Origin of the sequence: Pelomonas sp. V22 (assembly GCF_030014915.1) — a bacterium.
In the GTDB taxonomy this organism is placed as follows: Bacteria; Pseudomonadota; Gammaproteobacteria; order Burkholderiales; family Burkholderiaceae_C; genus JAUASW01.
Genome location: NZ_JAGIXS010000006.1, coordinates 136,481 through 153,043 on the forward strand (window position 1 = coordinate 136,481; position 16,563 = coordinate 153,043).

18 protein-coding genes are annotated in these 16,563 nt (G+C 68.3%); 9 read left to right on the plus strand and 9 right to left on the minus strand.

All coding sequences use genetic code 11. The features are described from left to right. Positions 1-402 carry a bacteriohemerythrin gene (locus tag J7U46_RS18275; RefSeq protein ID WP_282828418.1) on the plus strand — a complete coding sequence of 134 codons (402 nt, stop codon included), beginning with the start codon at positions 1-3 and terminating at the stop codon, positions 400-402. On the opposite strand, the gene J7U46_RS18280 is transcribed toward J7U46_RS18275, so the two are convergent. Then, on the minus strand, positions 389-2,548 hold the full coding sequence (locus J7U46_RS18280; RefSeq protein WP_282828420.1) for a heavy metal translocating P-type ATPase: 2,160 nt from the start codon (positions 2,546-2,548) through the stop codon (positions 389-391). The two genes, J7U46_RS18275 and J7U46_RS18280, sit on opposite strands and share 14 nt — an antisense overlap. Before the next feature lie 50 nt (positions 2,549-2,598). Between J7U46_RS18280 and J7U46_RS18285 the strand changes: the two genes are divergently transcribed. From J7U46_RS18285 to J7U46_RS18295, 3 genes are all read left to right on the plus strand, one after another. Then, positions 2,599-2,808, plus strand: coding sequence for a heavy-metal-associated domain-containing protein (locus tag J7U46_RS18285; protein WP_282828422.1), 210 nt, complete (start codon positions 2,599-2,601; stop codon positions 2,806-2,808). A 108-nt stretch (positions 2,809-2,916) separates the two neighbouring features. Continuing rightward, positions 2,917-4,221: an HD domain-containing phosphohydrolase gene (locus tag J7U46_RS18290; RefSeq protein WP_282828424.1), complete on the plus strand. Its 1,305-nt coding sequence runs from the start codon at positions 2,917-2,919 to the stop codon at positions 4,219-4,221. Between the two features lie 144 nt (positions 4,222-4,365). Then, positions 4,366-5,373, plus strand: a complete 1,008-nt coding sequence (locus J7U46_RS18295; protein ID WP_282828426.1) for an HD domain-containing phosphohydrolase — start codon at positions 4,366-4,368, stop codon at positions 5,371-5,373. A gap of 7 nt (positions 5,374-5,380) precedes the next feature. On the opposite strand, the gene J7U46_RS18300 is transcribed toward J7U46_RS18295, so the two are convergent. After that, positions 5,381-5,677, minus strand: a complete 297-nt coding sequence (locus tag J7U46_RS18300; protein ID WP_282828428.1) for a hypothetical protein — start codon at positions 5,675-5,677, stop codon at positions 5,381-5,383. 122 nt (positions 5,678-5,799) lie between these two features. On the opposite strand from J7U46_RS18300, the gene J7U46_RS18305 reads away from it, so the two are divergent. Together J7U46_RS18305 and J7U46_RS18310 are read left to right on the plus strand one after the other, a co-directional pair. Further along, entirely contained in the window at positions 5,800-8,475 is a 2,676-nt protein-coding gene (locus J7U46_RS18305) for a prolyl oligopeptidase family serine peptidase (RefSeq protein WP_282828430.1), read from the plus strand. Positions 8,476-8,489: 14 nt separating this feature from the next. Then, entirely contained in the window at positions 8,490-9,014 is a 525-nt protein-coding gene (locus J7U46_RS18310; protein WP_282828432.1) for an ATP-binding protein, read from the plus strand. Here the strand turns inward: J7U46_RS18310 and J7U46_RS18315 are convergent. The 5 genes from J7U46_RS18315 to J7U46_RS18335 are packed head-to-tail and all read right to left on the minus strand — an operon-like array spanning position 8,996 to position 12,119. Beyond that, positions 8,996-9,517, minus strand: a complete 522-nt coding sequence (locus J7U46_RS18315) for a YgjV family protein (RefSeq protein WP_282828434.1) — start codon at positions 9,515-9,517, stop codon at positions 8,996-8,998. The genes J7U46_RS18310 and J7U46_RS18315 overlap by 19 nt on opposite strands. Positions 9,518-9,542: 25 nt before the next feature. Then, positions 9,543-10,166, minus strand: a complete 624-nt coding sequence (locus J7U46_RS18320; protein WP_282828436.1) for a UPF0149 family protein — start codon at positions 10,164-10,166, stop codon at positions 9,543-9,545. Between the two features lie 5 nt (positions 10,167-10,171). Further along, the gene (locus tag J7U46_RS18325) at positions 10,172-10,411 is read right to left on the minus strand and encodes a hypothetical protein (protein WP_282828437.1); all 240 of its coding nucleotides are present in this window, start codon (positions 10,409-10,411) and stop codon (positions 10,172-10,174) included. A 10-nt stretch (positions 10,412-10,421) separates the two neighbouring features. Then, positions 10,422-11,150 (minus strand): hypothetical protein, encoded by a 729-nt coding sequence (locus J7U46_RS18330; protein ID WP_282828438.1) that lies wholly within the window; start codon positions 11,148-11,150, stop codon positions 10,422-10,424. Between the two features lie 57 nt (positions 11,151-11,207). Further along, positions 11,208-12,119, minus strand: a complete 912-nt coding sequence (locus J7U46_RS18335; RefSeq protein ID WP_282828440.1) for a DUF808 domain-containing protein — start codon at positions 12,117-12,119, stop codon at positions 11,208-11,210. A gap of 131 nt (positions 12,120-12,250) precedes the next feature. Here J7U46_RS18335 and J7U46_RS18340 point away from each other — a divergent pair, with 131 nt between their 5' ends. After that, positions 12,251-13,099, plus strand: a complete 849-nt coding sequence (locus tag J7U46_RS18340; RefSeq protein WP_282828442.1) for a transposase — start codon at positions 12,251-12,253, stop codon at positions 13,097-13,099. Continuing rightward, positions 13,096-13,971, plus strand: a complete 876-nt coding sequence (locus tag J7U46_RS18345) for an amidohydrolase family protein (RefSeq protein ID WP_282828443.1) — start codon at positions 13,096-13,098, stop codon at positions 13,969-13,971. Before J7U46_RS18340 ends, J7U46_RS18345 begins: the two co-directional genes overlap by 4 nt. 16 nt (positions 13,972-13,987) lie before the next feature. On the opposite strand, the gene J7U46_RS18350 is transcribed toward J7U46_RS18345, so the two are convergent. Then, entirely contained in the window at positions 13,988-14,254 is a 267-nt protein-coding gene (locus J7U46_RS18350) for a hypothetical protein (protein WP_282828445.1), read from the minus strand. A 303-nt stretch (positions 14,255-14,557) separates the two neighbouring features. Between J7U46_RS18350 and J7U46_RS18355 the strand changes: the two genes are divergently transcribed. After that, a complete protein-coding gene (locus J7U46_RS18355) occupies positions 14,558-15,964 on the plus strand; it encodes an acyl-CoA thioesterase/bile acid-CoA:amino acid N-acyltransferase family protein (protein WP_282828447.1) in 1,407 nt (468 codons plus the stop codon). A gap of 3 nt (positions 15,965-15,967) precedes the next feature. On the opposite strand, the gene J7U46_RS18360 is transcribed toward J7U46_RS18355, so the two are convergent. Next, positions 15,968-16,498 carry an SRPBCC family protein gene (locus J7U46_RS18360; protein ID WP_282828448.1) on the minus strand — a complete coding sequence of 177 codons (531 nt, stop codon included), beginning with the start codon at positions 16,496-16,498 and terminating at the stop codon, positions 15,968-15,970. Positions 16,499-16,563: the final 65 nt, after the last annotated feature.

Sequence of the window (16,563 nt, forward strand, 5' to 3'; positions counted from 1 at the left end):
ATGGCCTACTTCGAATGGGCGGACGACCTGGCGATCGACGCCGGCGGTCCCATCGACCAGGACCACCGCCACCTGGTCGACATGGTCAATGCGCTGCACACGGCGACCAGCGAGGGGCGCGGCCGCGAGGTGGTCGGCCCCATCCTCGAGGAGCTGATCGCCTACACCGATGCCCACCTGCGCCGCGAGGAACAGGAGATGGCGCGCGTGCGCTTCCCCACGCTGGAGGAGCACTTGCGCTGGCACCGCAAGTTCATCGCCGACTTGAACGACCTCAGGCAGCGCTACGAGACCGGCAGCGTGACGGTGGCGGCGCAGTTGTCCATGGTGCTGCGCGACTGGCTGTCGCTGCACATCCGGCGCTCGGACCGCGAGCTGCGGGAGTTCCTCAAGCAGCCCTAGGCTTCCAGCGCTTCAGAAGCAGGGCATTGCTGACCACGCAGACGCTGGACAGCGCCATGGCGCCGCCGGCGATCACCGGGTTCAGCAGGCCGAAGGCGGCCAGCGGAATGCCGACCACGTTGTAGGCAAAGGCCCAGAACAGGTTCTGGTGGATCTTGCGCACGGTGGCGCGCGACAGCGCAATCGCCTGCGGCACCAGGGCCGGGTCGCCGCGCATCAGGGTGATGCCGGCCACCTGCATGGCCACGTCGGTGCCGGTGGCCATGGCCAGGCCCACATCGGCGGCGGCCAGGGCGGGGGCATCGTTGATGCCGTCGCCGACCATGGCCACGCGGCGGGCGCCGCCGGCCTTCAGTTCCGAAACGATCCGCGCCTTGTCCTCGGGCAGGACCTCGGCGCGCACTTCCTCGAGGCCGAGCTGGGCGGCCACGGCATTCGCAGCGGCCTGGTTGTCGCCGCTCAGCATCACGGTGTGCAGGCCTTGCGATTTCAGCTGGCGCAGCGCCTCGGCGGCGCCGGGCTTGAGCTGGTCGGCAAAGGCGAGGCGGGCCAGCAGGCGCGGCTGCGGTGATGTTGTGGCGAGCCAGGACTGGGTCGCGCCATCGGTCATGGAAACCTCGGCCTGCAGCCCCAGCTCGGTCATGTAGCGCGCGCTGCCCAGATGCAGGGTCTGGCCGGGCTCGGCCAGCTCGGCCGTCACGCCACGGCCGGGCACGGCGCGCAGGTTTCGCGTCGCAGGCAAGACCTGGCCCTTGGCGGCGTCCAGCACCGCACGGGCCAGCGGATGCTCGCTGCCGGACTGCAGCGCCGCCGCCCAGCGCAGCAGTTGCGCCGCGTCCTCGCCGGCCGTGGGCTCGAGCTTCAGGAGCGTCGGATGGCCGACCGTCAGCGTGCCGGTCTTGTCGAAGGCCACGGTGTCCAGGTGGGCCGCCAGTTCCAGCGCCTCGGCGTCCTTGATCAGGATGCCGAGCCGCGCCGCCACACCGGTGCCGGCCATGATGGCCGTCGGCGTGGCCAGGCCCAGGGCACAGGGGCAGGCAATCACCAGCACGGCCACGGCATTGAGCAGGGCCTGCTGCCAGTCGCCGCTGGCCAGGCCCCAGCCGAGCAGGGTCAGCAGGGCCAGGCCAATCACCACGGGCACGAAGATGGCGCTGACCCGGTCCACCAGGCGCTGGATCGGTGCCTTGGCGGCCTGGGCCGATTCCACCAGGCGCACGATGCGCGAGAGCGTGGACTCGGCGCCCAGAGCCGTGGTGCGCAGCAAGAGCTGACCCTCGCCATTGATCGCGCCGCCCACCACCCGGCTCTGCGCCTGCTTGGCCACCGGCAGGCTCTCGCCGGTGATCAGGGATTCATCGACCTCGCTGCTGCCCTCCAGCACCAGGCCGTCGACCGGGATGCGCTCACCGGGGCGCACCAGCACCTCGTCGCCAAGGCGCAGCTTGCTGATCGGCAACTCCTGCTCCTGGCCATCGCGCAGCACGTGCGCGGTCTCGGGGCGCAGTTGCTTCAGCGCGCGTATCGCCTCGGTGGTCTGGCGCTTGGCGCGGGCTTCCAGCCATTTGCCGAGCAGGACCAGGGTGATGACGACGGCGGCCGATTCGAAGTAGAGACCGTGTTGCTCGCCGCCAAGCAGCAGGTAGAGGCTGAGGCCGAAGGCCGCGCTGGTGCCGAGGGCCACCAGCAGGTCCATGTTGCCGCTGCCGGCGCGCAGGGCAGCCCAGCCGGCCTTGTAGAAGCGCGCGCCGAGCCAGAACTGCACGGGCGCGGCCAGGGCGAGTTGCAGCCGGCCGTCGATCATCCAGTGGTGGCCGGCCAGCAGGCCCAGCATCGGCAGGACCAGGGGCGCGCTCAGCAGGGCTGCGATCAGCACCGGCCAGCCGCTGGCTGACCAGCCGGTCTGGTGCGCGGCCGGATCATCCTCGAGCCGGGCCTGGTAGCCGGCCTTGCTGACCGCTTCCAGCAATTGCGGCAAGGCCACGCTGCGCTGGGCCTGGACCGTGGCGGTCTCGGTGGCCAGGTTGATGCTGGCCTCGTCCACGCCCGGCAGCTTTTTCAGCGCCCGCTCGACGCGGCCCACGCAGGAGGCGCAGGTCATCCCTTCAATCGCCAGGGTCCAGGTCTGGGTGGGGCTGCTGTTCATGGCGACGCAGGATAAGCTGTGGCTGATTGACCTGTCTTGAGGAGTGACAAATGGAGCCGACCGTGGAGCAATTCAAGCTGCCCGACATGAGCTGTGGCCATTGCGTGGCCGCGATCACCGAAGCGCTGGGCGAGCTGGATGCAAAGGCACAGCTGAGCTTCGACCGCGAAGCCCGCAGCCTGCAGGTTCAGGGCAGCAGCAAGAGCCGCGCCGAGCTGGCGGCGGCACTCAGCGAGGCTGGCTATCCGCCGGCTGCCTGAGGCTGCCAGCGACGGCCTCGGCCGGCGCTGGACGCCCGCAGCCCCGCTCGCCACAATCAGCCGTATCCGCCGGCCCTGGGCCTGGGCTGCTTCGGCAAGCGAGCTGGGATGACAACAAGAGCGCAGGAAGAAGCCGTCAATCCGCATTACCTGGGCCACCTGGTAGCCAGCGCGGCCGCGCATCGGATCGAGGTTACCGAGGACATCGTCAGTGGCAATGGCATCAAGCTGCTGGCCAAGGGCGCGGCGCTCGATGCCGATGTGCACGAGCGCCTGCTGCGACACAAGCTGAGCCGGCCGCTCGAAGACTGCCTCGGTGCGGCCGAGGGCGTCTCTCCCACGCAGATCGCCGAAGCGGCCGAGCAATTGCTGGACAAGCATCCGCTGCTGCGCGCCCTGGCCGCGCATGATCGGGCCCTGCCCATCCAGCAGTCGCTGGCCAAGCTGCGGCTGAGTGGGCCCATGCAATCCTTGCTGACCGTCTATGCCGACCAGCCGGGCGGGCGCCTGCACCATGCTGTCGGCGTGGCCCTGATCGCCAAGGCCCTCGCGCGGCGCCTGCTGCCGGGCGACATCGATGCCCATCGCCTGCTGGGCCTGGCCGGCCTGCTGCACGACGTGGGCGAGCTCTACCTGGCCCCCGATGTGCTGAGCCGCGATGGTGAGCTGGAAGCCGAGCAATGGCGCCACATCGTCAGCCATCCGGTGATTGGCCAGCGTGTGCTTAGTGGCCTGGAGGGCAGCAGCGCGGCGTTGGCCGAGCTGGTGCTGTCCCACCATGAGCGGCTGGATGGCTTCGGCTATCCGCGCGGTCTGCACCAGAACCAGTTCGCGCTGCAGGCCCAGATCCTGGCCTCGGCCGAATGGCTGATGGGCCTGATCGATGCCGGCGCCCTGCCCATCACCCAGTCCAGCGTGGCCAGCAAGCTGATACCGGGCGAGTTCAGCGAGGCCATCTTCGAGAGCCTGCGCCAGGCGGCCACCAGTTGCGAAGGCCCCGACCATGTGCTGGACGAAGACCGTGGCCTGGCCGCCGCGCTGCCGCGTGCGCTGCGCGTGGCCGAACTGCTGGCGCGCTTCCGCTCGTCGCGGGCCCAGCTGCGCGCGCGCGCCGTGGGTGCCAGCCCTGAGCTGCGCGGCTTGCTGGACCTTTGCCTGCAGCGCATGCTGCAGCTGCAGGTGGCTTTCAGCAGCGCCGGCCTGGATGCCGACCATCCCGAGACCCTGGTGCATCAGCTGGTGCTGGACGAGGGCCCGGTGCAGCTCGAGGTGCTGGCCCTGCTGCGTGAATTCCACTGGCGCATGCGCGAGCTGGAGCGCGAGCTGCAGCTGCGCTCGGCCAGCCTCAGCCAGGAGGACCGCTTGATGGTGGGCGACCTGATTGCCGCCGTGAAGGGAAGCGCGCTGGCTTGATCTTTTTCAAGACGGGCGAGCCGGGGAGCCTCAAGAATCCAGGGCGTTCAGGATCGAGGAGTTGTTGTCCATGACCAGTCTGCCGAAGCCGGTGCCGCGTCCGATGCCGCGGTCAACCCGCATTACCTGAACCATGTGGTGGCCATGGCCGCCACGCGCCAGGTGCAGACGAGCGAAGACGTCTACAGCGCCCAGGGCATCAAGCTGCTGGCCAAGGGCGCGACCATCGACGCGAGCACGCGCGACCGCCTGCTGGTCCACAAGCTGCAGAAACCGCTGGAGGACTGCGTGCAGGTGGTCGATGGCGTGGTGCCGGAGTTGTTCGGGCCGTTGGCCGAGCAGCTGCAGGAGGCGCATCCGCTGCTGCGCACCTTGTGCGCCCACCAGCGCGCGCAGCCGGTGGCGGCCACCTTGTCCAGCCTGCGCCTGAGCATGCAGGTGCAGTCGCTGCTGACCGTCTATTGCAACTACCAGGGCGACCGGCTGAACCACAGCGTTGGCGTTGCCATGCTGGCGCTGGCCCTGGCGCGGCGCCTGCTGCCCGACCAGATCGACCGCCACCGCCAACTGGCCCTCGCAGGCCTGTTGCACGACGTGGGCGAGCTCTACATCGACCCCAGCTACCTGGAGCGCGGCACGACTTTGCAGCCGGAGCAATGGCGCCACATCGTCAGCCATCCGGTGATAGGTCATCGTGTGCTGCTGGACATGCCGGGCGCCGGGCCCGCGGTGGCCGAGGCCGTGCTCAACCACCATGAGCGGCTGGATGGCTTTGGCTACCCGCGCGGCCTCGTGGAGGAGCAGGTGCCGCTGGATGGCCAGATCCTCGCCGTGGCGGAATGGCTGATGGCCCTGATCGAATCCGGCAGCGGCGCGCTGGCCCGCGCCAGCGTGGCCAGCAAGCTGATCCCCGGTGAGTTCAGCCCCAGCCTGCTGGAGGCCATCAATGCCGCAGCACGCGGCAGCGGCGAACTGGACGCCTGGTTGCAGTCGCTGCAGCCGCTGGGGCAGATGAGCGAAGAGTTCGAGCGGGTGCGCGCGGCGCTGCTGCGCGCCGGCCTGCTGGTCGATGCCGACCTGCAGGTGGTGCAGGAACTGGTGAAGCGCTTGCGCGGCGAGGAAGAAGCAGAAGCGCTGGTCGAGACAACGTAAGCTGACTTCAGTGCAGCTTTCGTTTGTCGCCGTCGAACTGGCTGGGGCGGAACACATTGCCCTCCCAGTCGCCCTCGGCCAGCGGATTGCCGGTCTTGACCCGGCGTATCAGCGACTCGGTCTCGGCCCGCGCGCGGCGCGCCTCGCGGCGGCGGCCCCGGAAGTCCAGCAGCCTGTGCAGGCGCTCGCGCATCTCGCGCAGCCAGGCGTCGAAGCGTGCGCGCTGCACCGGGCCCAGCATCATGTGCAGGGCCATCAGCAGGCAGACGATCAGGCCAAGGGCGGCGACGGGCTTGGGCAGCATGGTCGGGGTTAGGGGTTGACGGCCGAGTGTCGCGCATCTGCGCGCAGCGCGCACAGCGGAATAACGCGGGCTTTCTACAATGCGCCCTGCCCTGAACCGGGGCTGACGGTAGGAGACCGAACTTGAAGACACGGAATCTGGTGGCCAACAGCTGCCTGGCCCTGGCCATCTCGGCGGCGCTGATCGGCGCTTCGCTGAGCCAAGCTGCCCCGGTGGCGGCGCCCAACCTGACGCTGGAACAGCTGTTCCGCGCCGAGTCCTATCGCGGCGAAGCGGCGCGCGATGCGGACTTCAGCCACAGCGGCCGCTATCTGGCCTATGCCTGGGCACCGTACCGCGAGCCGGGTGGTGACCTGCATGTCTTTGACAACAAGACCGGCAAGACGCTGCGCCTGACCTCGCCGGCCCTGATGGCCGCCTACGACGCGCCCGAGGACCTGGAGCGTTTCGACAAGAAGCTGAAGCAGCGCAACAGCGAGACGGCCGAGCGCCAGGCCCGCGAGGAAGCCTATGCCGCCTACCTGCGCGGCGAGAAGGTGGACCTCGAGCAATGGGAAAAGGCCGCCATCGAGGAGCTGAAGAAGGAAGTCGCCGACAAGAAGGCCAAGGACGACGCACAGAAGGCGGCCGACAAGGCCGAGGCTGATGCCGAGAAGCGCGCCATGGCCGCGCTGGCTGCCAAGCGCGCCGGTAAGCCCGTGCCGGCTGAGGCTCCGACTACCGCTGCCTCGGCTGCCTCGGCACCCGCCGCTGCCGCTTCGGCCGCCAAGGCCGCCGAGAAGGAAGCCTGGGAATGGCGCGACGAGCTGAAGAAGAAGCTCGCCAAGAACAAGCTCAAGGCCGGCGACCTCTATCCCGGCGTGCGCCAGATCGTCTGGGCCAATGAGAAGGACGAGCTGATCTTCCAGTACCGCGGCGCCTTGTTCCGCTGGGTGGCCGGCTCTGAGCGCATCCAGCCGCTGCTGGCCACGCAGCGCAACCTGCGCATCGTCGGCTACACGCCGGACGACCAGGGCTTCGTCTACATGGACGAAGGCCGCGTGCTGCGCTCGCGCTTCGCCTCGGGCGGCGTGCAGGTGCTGAACCGCGAGCTGATCCATCCGGACGATGCGGACAAGAAATACAAGATCTCGTCCACCGTGATCAGCGAAGACGGCCGCTGGATGGCCCTGGTGGCCCAGGCGCCGCTCGGCGAGGAGGGCAAGCCCGCACCGCGCCCCGGCCGTCAGGTCGAGATCATGAATTACAGCGAACGTTTCGCCACGGCCAAGAAGGTCGACCGCGAGGTCTCGGATGACAAGCGCATGGTGCAGCCCACTGCGCTCTACATCCGCGCCGTGCCGCAAGGCGATGCTGCACCGGCCAAGCAGTCGGCGCCGGTGTTCACGCATCCGGGTGGCGATGTCTGGTTCGAGATGAGCCCGGTGGCCTGGAGCAAGGATGGCAAGCAGTACACGTTCTCCACCTGGGAGCGTGAGAAGGAGCTGCTGAAGGTGTACCTCGGCAAGGCCGACGAGAAGGCCAAGCCCGAGGTGGTGATCGAGCGCCGTGGCGACGTCGGCCATGAAGTGGTCAGCGTGCTGAACCCGCGCTTCACGCCCGACGGCCAGACCCTGGTCGTGGTGATGGATGAAGCCGGCTGGCGCCAGCCCTATGGCTGGAACGTTGCCAAGCGCGAGCTCAAGCCCCTGCTGAAGGGCGAGTTCGAAGCCCACCAGGTGCTGGGCTTCACGCCCGACAGCAAGCAGATGCTGGTGCTGGCCAACAAGGACGACTTCGCCGCGATGAACGTCTTCAAGGTCAACCTGGCGGACGGCAGCATGCAGGCCCTGGGCTCGGCGCCGGACTACCACCGCAGCGCCGTCGCTTCCTACGATGGCAACCAGGTGGCCGCGATGGCCGGCAACTGGGCCGCACGCCCCGAGCTCAAGCTCCTGAAGGCCGGCACGGCGCCCAAGCAGCTGACCGACAGCCATGACCCGAGCTGGTCCAAGGTCGACGTGATGCGCCCCGAGCGCTTCAGCTTCAAGAACCGCCATGGCGACACCCTGCATGCCTACTGGTTCAAGCCGGCAGGCTGGCAGGCCAGCGACAAGCGTCCGGCCGTGGTCTACGTCTACGGCGGCCCGCTGAACGACCGCCACACGGTGGAGACCGACAGCTTCCAGCCCACCGGCTACATGTTCGGCATGTACATGGCGGCCAAGCATGGCTACGTGACCGTGGCCGTGGACACGCGCGGCCACTCGAACTACGGCCGCCGCTTCTCCGGCGCCAACTTCGAGCAGGTCGGCCTGCCGCAGGCGGAAGACCTGGAAGACCTGCACAAGTACATCGCCGGCAACCTCGGCGTGGACGCGCAGCGCGTGGGCCTGAACGGCTGGAGCTTTGGCGGCTTCCAGACGCAGTACGTCATGTACAGCAAGCCCGACCTGTACGCCGCCGGCATCGCCGGTGCCGGCCCGACCGAATGGGAGAACTACAACAGCTGGTACAGCGGCCGCACCATCGGCAAGGTCGACCGGACCAAGCCGAACCTGCGCAAGTACTCGCTGCTGCCCATGGCCAAGAACCTGAAGCACCCGCTGCTGCTGGTGCACGGCATGCAGGACCCGAACGTGCTGTACCAGGACACGGTCAACGTCTACCGCGAGCTGCTGGTCACCGGCAAGGAAGCCCTGGTCGACCTGTTCCTCGATCCGGACGGCGAGCATGGCCTCGGCGGCGCGATCAAGACCCCGGGCTGGCACCGCAAGTACGAGCGCTTCTGGCTCGACCATCTGGGTACGGTGAAGTGAAGGCAGGGGCTCGCGTGAAAACGCTGTGTCTGCTGGGCGGCGAGTCCAGCGGCAAGACCACGCTCGCGCGGGCCCTGGCCGAGCGGCTTGGCACCGTCTGGGTGCCCGAGTACGGCCGCACCCGCTGGGAAGAAATCGGCGGTGTGCTGTCGGTCGAGGAGCTGATACGCGTGGGCCAGGTCCAGGTCGAGCATGAAGAGCAATTCGCGGCGCAAGCACGCGACTGGCTGATCTGCGACACCTCGGCCCTGACCACCCTCGTGTACTGCGAGCTCGACCATGGCTGTGCACCGCCTGAGCTGGCGCGCCTTGCGCGCCGGCCCTATGACCTGATCGTCCTGTGCGAGCCGGACTTCGAGTTCGTGCAGGACGGTTGCCGGCGCGATGCCGGCTTCACCTCGGCCCAGCATCTGCGCGCCGTTGAGCTGTTAGGCGAGTTCGGCCTGCCCTATGTGTCGGTCACCGGCACGGTGGAGCAGCGGCTGCGGCAGCTCGCTGAATACCTGAGTCCGCACCTGACTCAGCCCGTCGCGGCCTGAGCTTGCTGGCGCTGTTCGCGCCACATCCGCCCAATCGTCCAGCTGTTGGTGGCCAGCAAGGTCAGCTCCAGCAGCGAGCCGCCTATGGAGCCGACCAGCAGGTTGTTGGCCACCCACAGGCCTGTTCCCACCAGCATCAAGAGCCGCATCCGCAGCCCCTGCAGGAAGAACAGCGCGCTCGTGCCGATGATGGAAGCCGTGATCGGCAAGAGCGAAGCCCAGCCCTGGAACAGCCAGGCGCCGAGGCCGGCCGACAAGCCGATGAAGACGAGCGCCACCCAGGGCGAGCGGCTCCTGATTGAGGCCAGCGAGCGGCCCAGCGACACCAGCGTCGAGGCCACCGCCGTGGGCTCGCCAAGCAGCCAGAAGTGCAGGGCATAGGCAGCGCATTCGCCGGCCATGAAGAGCTTGAAGCGCAGGTCGTCTTTCTGCGCGAAGCAGGCGAGGCCGAGGGCGAAGGCGAGATAGCCCAGCAGCTGGGCCGGGCTGAGCCAATCAGCCATTTATCGCGTGGGAATCAGGCCGCGTTCAGGTGGGATAACGGCGCGTGAACAGCTCCGGCACCGACTCGGCCACCGAGCGGCTCAGCGCGTCGCGCACGGTCGGGTCGGCCAGTTCCTCGCGCTCCTCGTCGCTGAGCTGGGCTTCGTCACCACCCAGCTGGGCGATGGGCTCGAGCAGCAGGCCGGCCTCGGCGTCGTCAAACAGCGGTGCCCAGGCTTGCGGGTTCATGTCGACGGCGGTCAGGAAGCCGATGCTCCACTCCTCGGCGTCGATCATTTCCTCGTCGCCCTTCTCGGCCACGCTGAAGATCGGTTCCCAGCGGTCCGGTGCCTCACGCAACTGGCAGGTGATCGAATGCAGATGGCGCAGGGCCAGCAGCACCACACGCTTCTTCTGCTTGCCGCTCTTGAAGGGCGCCGGGTCTTCGCCGGTGTCGCCACCCCAGAGGGCGGGCAGCCAGGCGCTGCCGGGCAGTTCCTCGATGGGCTGGGGGGACAGCAGCAGGGCGGTGAGGTAGCCGTCCAGTGCCTCGATGTTCATCGCGGCCTCGGTGGGCAGCTCGGTCAGCAGGCCGTCCAGCGCCTCGAGTTCGGCGTCGGAGAGGGGCAGGCGGTCGGCTTGCTGGGGGCGGTAGTGGGGATATTCCATGGGGATCAGCCGGGTCGGCCGTGGCGGCTCTTGGGTTTCGTGGCATCGAACTGGAGCAGCTGGCTCTTCAAGAGGGCCATCAGCACGCGGGCATTCGCCTCGGTCATGATCAGCATGGAGCTGGGCTCGATGCCATCGACGGCCGCCTTGGGCGAGATCAGTGCATCCATCTTGAGCATGACCTGGCCGTGGGGCGTGTTGGACGCGGCCTTGAACTTCTGGATTTCGACGTTGTGAATCTTCATAAGGCCTCTATTAGAACTGGTAGCCGAGCTGGGCCCTCAATTGCGCCCTGGGCGATTCCTTGTTGAGGCCCAGCAGCAGGCCCGCATCCCAGCGCAGGCTGCCGCCGGCATAGGGCCGGTGGCCGAAGAGCGCCGGCCCGACCAGGTGCTCCTGGAGGCCGAAGCGATGCGGGTTGGAGACCGGCCCGGTCTCTCCGAGCGCCTGCACGCCCCATTCCCAGCCGGGCGCCAGCAGGGTCTTGATCTGCGCCTGGTATTGCAGCTCGGCGGGGATGTAGCGGCCGGGCCTCAGCCATTTGTAGACGAAGAGATTGAGGTTCAGGTCGAAGCCGTCGCCGGCGTACTGGAACATCGGCCCGGCACTCCAGGTCCAGCCGGAGTTGATGAAGTCGGGCTTCCAGATGCTGGTGTAGAGCGCCCATTCGCTGCGGCCGCCGCTGCTGATGGCGAACTGGTTGGTCCAGTACCAGCCGTTGTAGGACAGGGCGCGGCCGTTGTCGCGGTTCCAGCTGACCCAGGCCTCGGTGTACCAGTTCGAGGTCGGCGCGATGCCCACGGCCAGCGACTGGCCGGTGCTGCTGATCTCGCGCTTGTCGGCCGCGCCCCAGCCCAGGCGCACCAGCGGCCGGCTGCTGCCGAAGTAGGGCGTGACCACATAGTCGTAGGCATCGGCATGCACCGAGGCCGCCGCCAGCAGCGTCAAGCCAGCAATGAAGAAGGACGGCAGGGCTCGTGGCATCAACTTCCTCCGGGAGGGCGAAGCCGACTATGCCATCGGTGCCCTTGCTTGGGGCTTTCAGCGTTTGCTGGTCGCCCGCAGTTTGCCGATCAGGTTGACGATGATCAGACAGGCCGCGCCGGCCAGCAGGCCCAGTGCGGCATCAAAGCCCAGCGAGACCGCCCAGGCGAGGCCGCCGGCCGAAGCCTGCAGCGCCTCGCTGGCATGGTGGGCCGCTGGCAGACCATGGCTGAGGATGCCGCCGCCCACCAGGAACATCGCTGCCGTGCCGGCCACCGACAGCGCCTTCATCAGCCAGGGCGCCGCCACCAGCATGCCGCGGCCCAGGCGCTGCTGCCAGGCGGCGGACTTGCGGCTGAGCCACAGGCCGGCGTCGTCGATCTTCACGATGCCGGCCACCAGGCCATAGACACCAATCGTCATCACCACGGCAATACCGCTGAGCACCAGCAGCTGCGTGGTGAAGGAGGCGGTGGCGACGGTGCCCAGCGTGATCGCGATGATCTCGGCCGAGAGGATGAAGTCGGTACGGATGGCGCCACGGATCTTGTCGCGCTCATAGGCGACCAGGTCGGTTTTGGGATCCTTCAGCGCCTTGGTCAGCGCCTCGTGCTGGGCCGCGTCCTCGGCATCGCTGTGCAGGAACTTGTGAGCCAGCTTCTCGAAGCCCTCGAAGCACAGGTAGGCGCCGCCCACCATCAGGAGCGGCGTGACGGCCCAGGGCGCCCAGGCGCTGATGGCCAGCGCGGCCGGCACCAGGATGGCCTTGTTCACCAGCGACCCCTTGCCCACGGCCCAGACCACCGGCAGCTCGCGCTCGGCGGCCACGCCGGTGACCTGCTGGGCATTGAGCGCCAGATCGTCCCCGAGCACGCCGGTGGTCTTCTGGGCCGCGACCTTGCTGAGCAGGGCCACGTCGTCCAGCGTGGTGGCGATGTCGTCTAGCAATGCGAGCAGGCTGGAGGCCATGCGAAATCCTTGGGCTGGGTGGCAAAAACGGCGGAGGCGCGTTTGTACCCGATTCCAGGCCGATTTCCAGCGGGGGTCAAACCTTGCCTTTTGCGCGGGGCTCGCCTATTTTCGAATGCATGGCACGTCCCATGCGCATCGAATTGGCCGGCGCGGTGTACCACGTCAGCGCCCGCAGCGAGGCCGGCGAACCGGTGTTCGCCGACGATGCTGATCGCGCGTCTCTGCTCGCCGTGCTGGGCCAGGCCATGCAGCGCTTCGATGCCCAGGTGCTGGCCTATTGCCTGATGCCCGACCACTACCACCTGGTGCTGTTCACGCGCCAGGCCAATCTCTCGCGCATGATGCGCCATCTCAACGGCGTCTACACGCAGGGCTACAACCGCCGCCATGGCACGAGCGGCCATCTGTTCCAGGGCCGCTTCAAGGCGGTGCTGGTGGACCGCGAGGCCCTGTTGCTCGATGCCTGCCGCTACGTGGAGCTCAATCCGCAGCGCCTCGGCCTCGCGCGCAGCGCGGCCGACTGGGCCTGGTCCAGCTGCCGCGCCCACCTGGGCCTGGCCGATGCGCCGGCCTGGCTCGATGTGGACGGCCTCCATGGCCACCTGCTCGAACGCCCGGCCTTGAGCGCGGCCGACCATCGCCGGGCCGCCGAGCGCTATGCCAAGCTGCTGTCCAGCGAGCCTGACCTGCAGCTCTGGGAAGGCCATTTGCGCCAGCAGATCTTCCTTGGCGACGCCAAGTTCGCCGAGCGCATGCAGGCCATGACGCGCCAGCGCCGCCGGGGCGCCGAGCTGCCTCGCGCTGGCCGTCCACGCAGCTTTGCGCAATGGCTGGGCGAGAGCGGCTCGCGCGAGCAGGCGCTGTACCGCGCCCACACCCAGGGCGGCATCTCGATGACGGCCCTGGCCGGCGAGTTGGGGCTCTCGGTCTCGCGCATCAGCCGTTTGATCAAGGGCGTCGAGCGCGGCGCGGGATGATCGCGCGCTGGCTGCTGCTTTTTGTCCTGCCTTTCGCCCTGCTGTGCGGCGGCAAAGCGCTGGCGGCCGAGCCCTATGCAGGCCCACTGTTCGATGCCCATCTGCACTTCAATGTCGAGGCCTATGAGGGCCCGCATCCACTCAGCGACGTGCTGCCGCGCCTGAAGCGTGCCGGCGTGCGCGCCGTGCTGGCCAACAGCCGGCCCAATGCGGGCACGCATGAGCTGGCCGCGAGCCCGGCCGTGCGGGCTGCTGGCATCACCGTCGTGCCCTTTGTGCGCCTCTACCGCAACCGGGCCGACTACACGGGCTGGTTCGCCGACCCGTCCATCCACCAGATGGTGCTGGACGAGCTGGCACGCGGCACAGCCGCCGGCCCGTTCCGGGGCCTCGGTGAATTCCATCTGTACGAGAGCGCCAATGCCGACGGCCCGGTGGCGCGCTCGCTGATGAAGCTCAGTGCCGAGATGGGCCTGTGGGTGCTGGCCCATGTGGACGACGAAGCCATCGTCAGGCTGATGGCCCACGAGCCCCGGGCCCGCCTCATCTGGGCCCACACCGGCATTGGCGGCACGCCGATCGAGCGGGTGCGCGAGCTGCTGGCGCGCTATCCGCAGCTGATGGGCGAGCTGTCCTATCGCCCCGGCCTCACGGTGGGTGAGGGCCGGCTGGAAGGCGAATGGCGCGAACTGCTAAGCCAGCACAGCGAGCGCTTCCTGATCGGCTCCGACACCTGGACGCCCTCGCGCTGGCCGCAGTACGAGGCCCTGATGGCCGAGGCGCGCCGCTGGCTCGGCGACCTGCCGCCGGCCGCCGCGCGGCGCATCGCCTGGGGCAATGGCCAGCGGATGTTTGGGCTGCCCGAGCCTTGATGCCGTCGAGGGCGAACTACCTGCCGCGCCTGCTGAGCTCGCCCGCCTTCCTCCACTGGCCGTAGGCCCCGTACAGGCAGCCAGCAACTGCTGCAACGCAGAGAAGCGCGGCAAAGTAGGCGATACCCAGCGGCTGTCCGGGTTTGCCTGCGGCGACCTCCTGTTGAACCCCCTGGATCACCAGATAGACGATTCTCAGAATGAACAAGGGCGCCGCTGAAAGCAGCACCAGCCAGACGGCGGTGAATCGGAGGAGGGCGGGAGATTGGGTTGCTGGGCGCATCTCGCTGGGGGTGTGAATGGAGGCCTGCGGCTCTCCGGGATCTGGGGCATTGTCAACGCGGTCTGAGTGAGCAATTTGTACGAGGTCGCGCGCGGGTTACCAACACAGCCTGTGGACAAGATCGTGGGCAAGCTGCCCACAGTGTTGCCAAGTGCTTGATCCTTCAAGCGGATTCTTGCCTTGCCCAAAAATGCGGCAAGCCTGGCGATTCGTCGCCTCGGCTGTCGAACCGTCGGCCGCCAATCGCCCCCGCCGTTCGCGCTTCCTAGCATCCGCCCCATCCAACAACCCGAGGAGATGGCAATGAGGAAGACGAACAAGCGGCTGGCCCAGACCCTGCTGACAGCCACGCTGGTGCTGGCCGGCATCGCGCAGGCCCAGGTGATCGAGGTGAAGCCGGGCCGCGAGGTGCTGGAGGGCGAGCCGCTCAGCCTGGCCGTGAGCCAGCTGAAGGCCGGCAGCCGCATCAAACTGCGCACGAGTCGCTTGCTGCAGGGCTATATGGGCCTGCAGGTCTACCAGGCCGAGGCGCAGTTCGAGGCGGATGCCACCGGCCGCGTCGATCCCGGCCGCCAGGCGCCGCAAGGCGGCAGCTACGCCGGTGTCGATGCACGTGGCCTGTTCTGGGCGATGAAGCCGGCGCGGCCTGCCGAGAGCCTGAGCCAGCAGCTGCGCGAGGCACCGTCTGGCGAGATCCTGATCCAGGCTTTCAGCGCCGGTGCCGATGGCACCGAGACCCTTCTGGCCGAGCAGCGCCTGCTGATGCGCAAGCTGGCGGAAGGCCTGCAGCGTCGCGATGCCGAGGGCCTGCCGGGCGCGCAATTGGTGCTGCCGCCCAAGGCCCAGGGCAAGCTGCCGGTGGTGATCGTGCTGGGCGGTTCGGAGGGCGGTTCCGGCAGCTCGCGGGGCCTGGCGGCCGAGCTGGCGTCCCGGGGCCTCGCCGCTCTGGCCATGCCCTATTACTCGCCGCAGCGCTGGGGCGCCACCGGTCCGATGCCGCCCGAGTTGCCTGAGCTGCCCAAGAGCTTCGCAATGATCGAGCTGAGCCAGCTGGAGCAGGCGCGCGACTGGCTTGCTAAGCAGCCCGAGATCGATGCCTCGCGCATCGCGGTCTACGGCGTTTCCAAGGGGGCGGAATTCGCGCTGGCGGCCTCGTCACACATGGCCTGGCTGCGCAGCGTCGTGGCTGTGGTGCCGAGCGATGTGGTCTGGGAGGGGTGGGATTCGACGAACAGCGCGGCGCTGAACCAGCCGTCCTTTGCCTGGAAGGGTCAGGCCTTGCCTTTCGTGCCTTACGTGGATTTCCAGCAGGAATTCGCCGGGTTCATGACCGGTGCACCGGTGATCGTGCGGCGACCGCAGGACAAGGGTCGCGCCGCGAACCCGGAGCGCGCTGCGGCCGCGCGCATCGAGGTCGAGCGCTTCAAGGGTGAAATGCTCCTGATCGCCGGTAGCGACGACCAGATGTGGGATTCCGGGGGCATGGCCCGCAACATCGCGGCCCGTCGCGTGCAGGCGGGCCTCGCGACCGAGGCCCTGGTCTACGAGGGTGCCGGCCACGCAATCAATGGCAGCGGCTATGCGCCCACGACCCAGCACAACGCCGGGCCGATGAAGATGGGCGGCACGCCCGAGGCCGATGCCCGCGCCCAGGGCGATGCCTGGCCGCGCATGATCGCCTTCCTGCGCCGCACGCTGGCGGCACAGTGATCGTCAGGGCTTCTCGGCCAGGGCTTTGAGGTTGTTCAAGCCGCCTTCGAAGTCCTTGCCGATCATGCCGTCCATGAAGAGGGCGAACCAGCGCATCAGGGGGTTCTTGCCCATGTCGCCATCCATGACCCAGGTGACCTGGGTCATCTCGCCCTGGGCCACGAAGCGCAGCTCGCCGGTCGAGGTGGAATTGAAGTCGGGGAAGAAGAGGTCGTAGGCCGCGCGCTTGCCAGGCTCGGCGGCGGTGAAGGTCATCTTGCCGTCGCCCTCGCTCTTGCTCTTCCAGGCCCAGACCGCGCCGACGCCCGATTCGGGGCCGCTGTACTCGATCGTCATGCCCGGGTCGCGCTGGTTCCAGACGCTCCATTGTTTCCACATGCGCGGGTTGGCCACCAGGGCATAGACCTTGTCCGGCGCAGCCTTGACGCTGACCGTGCGCTCGACGTGGTACTTGGACGAGACCAGCATGCCGCCGACCAGCACGACGGCCGCCAGGGCGAGCAGGATCAGGCCGAGGATCTTGAGGACTTTCATGTCTGCGCTCCTTGCGTCTTGGTGGCCGGCAGCTTCGCGCCGGGTGTGTGGCATCGCAATGCGCA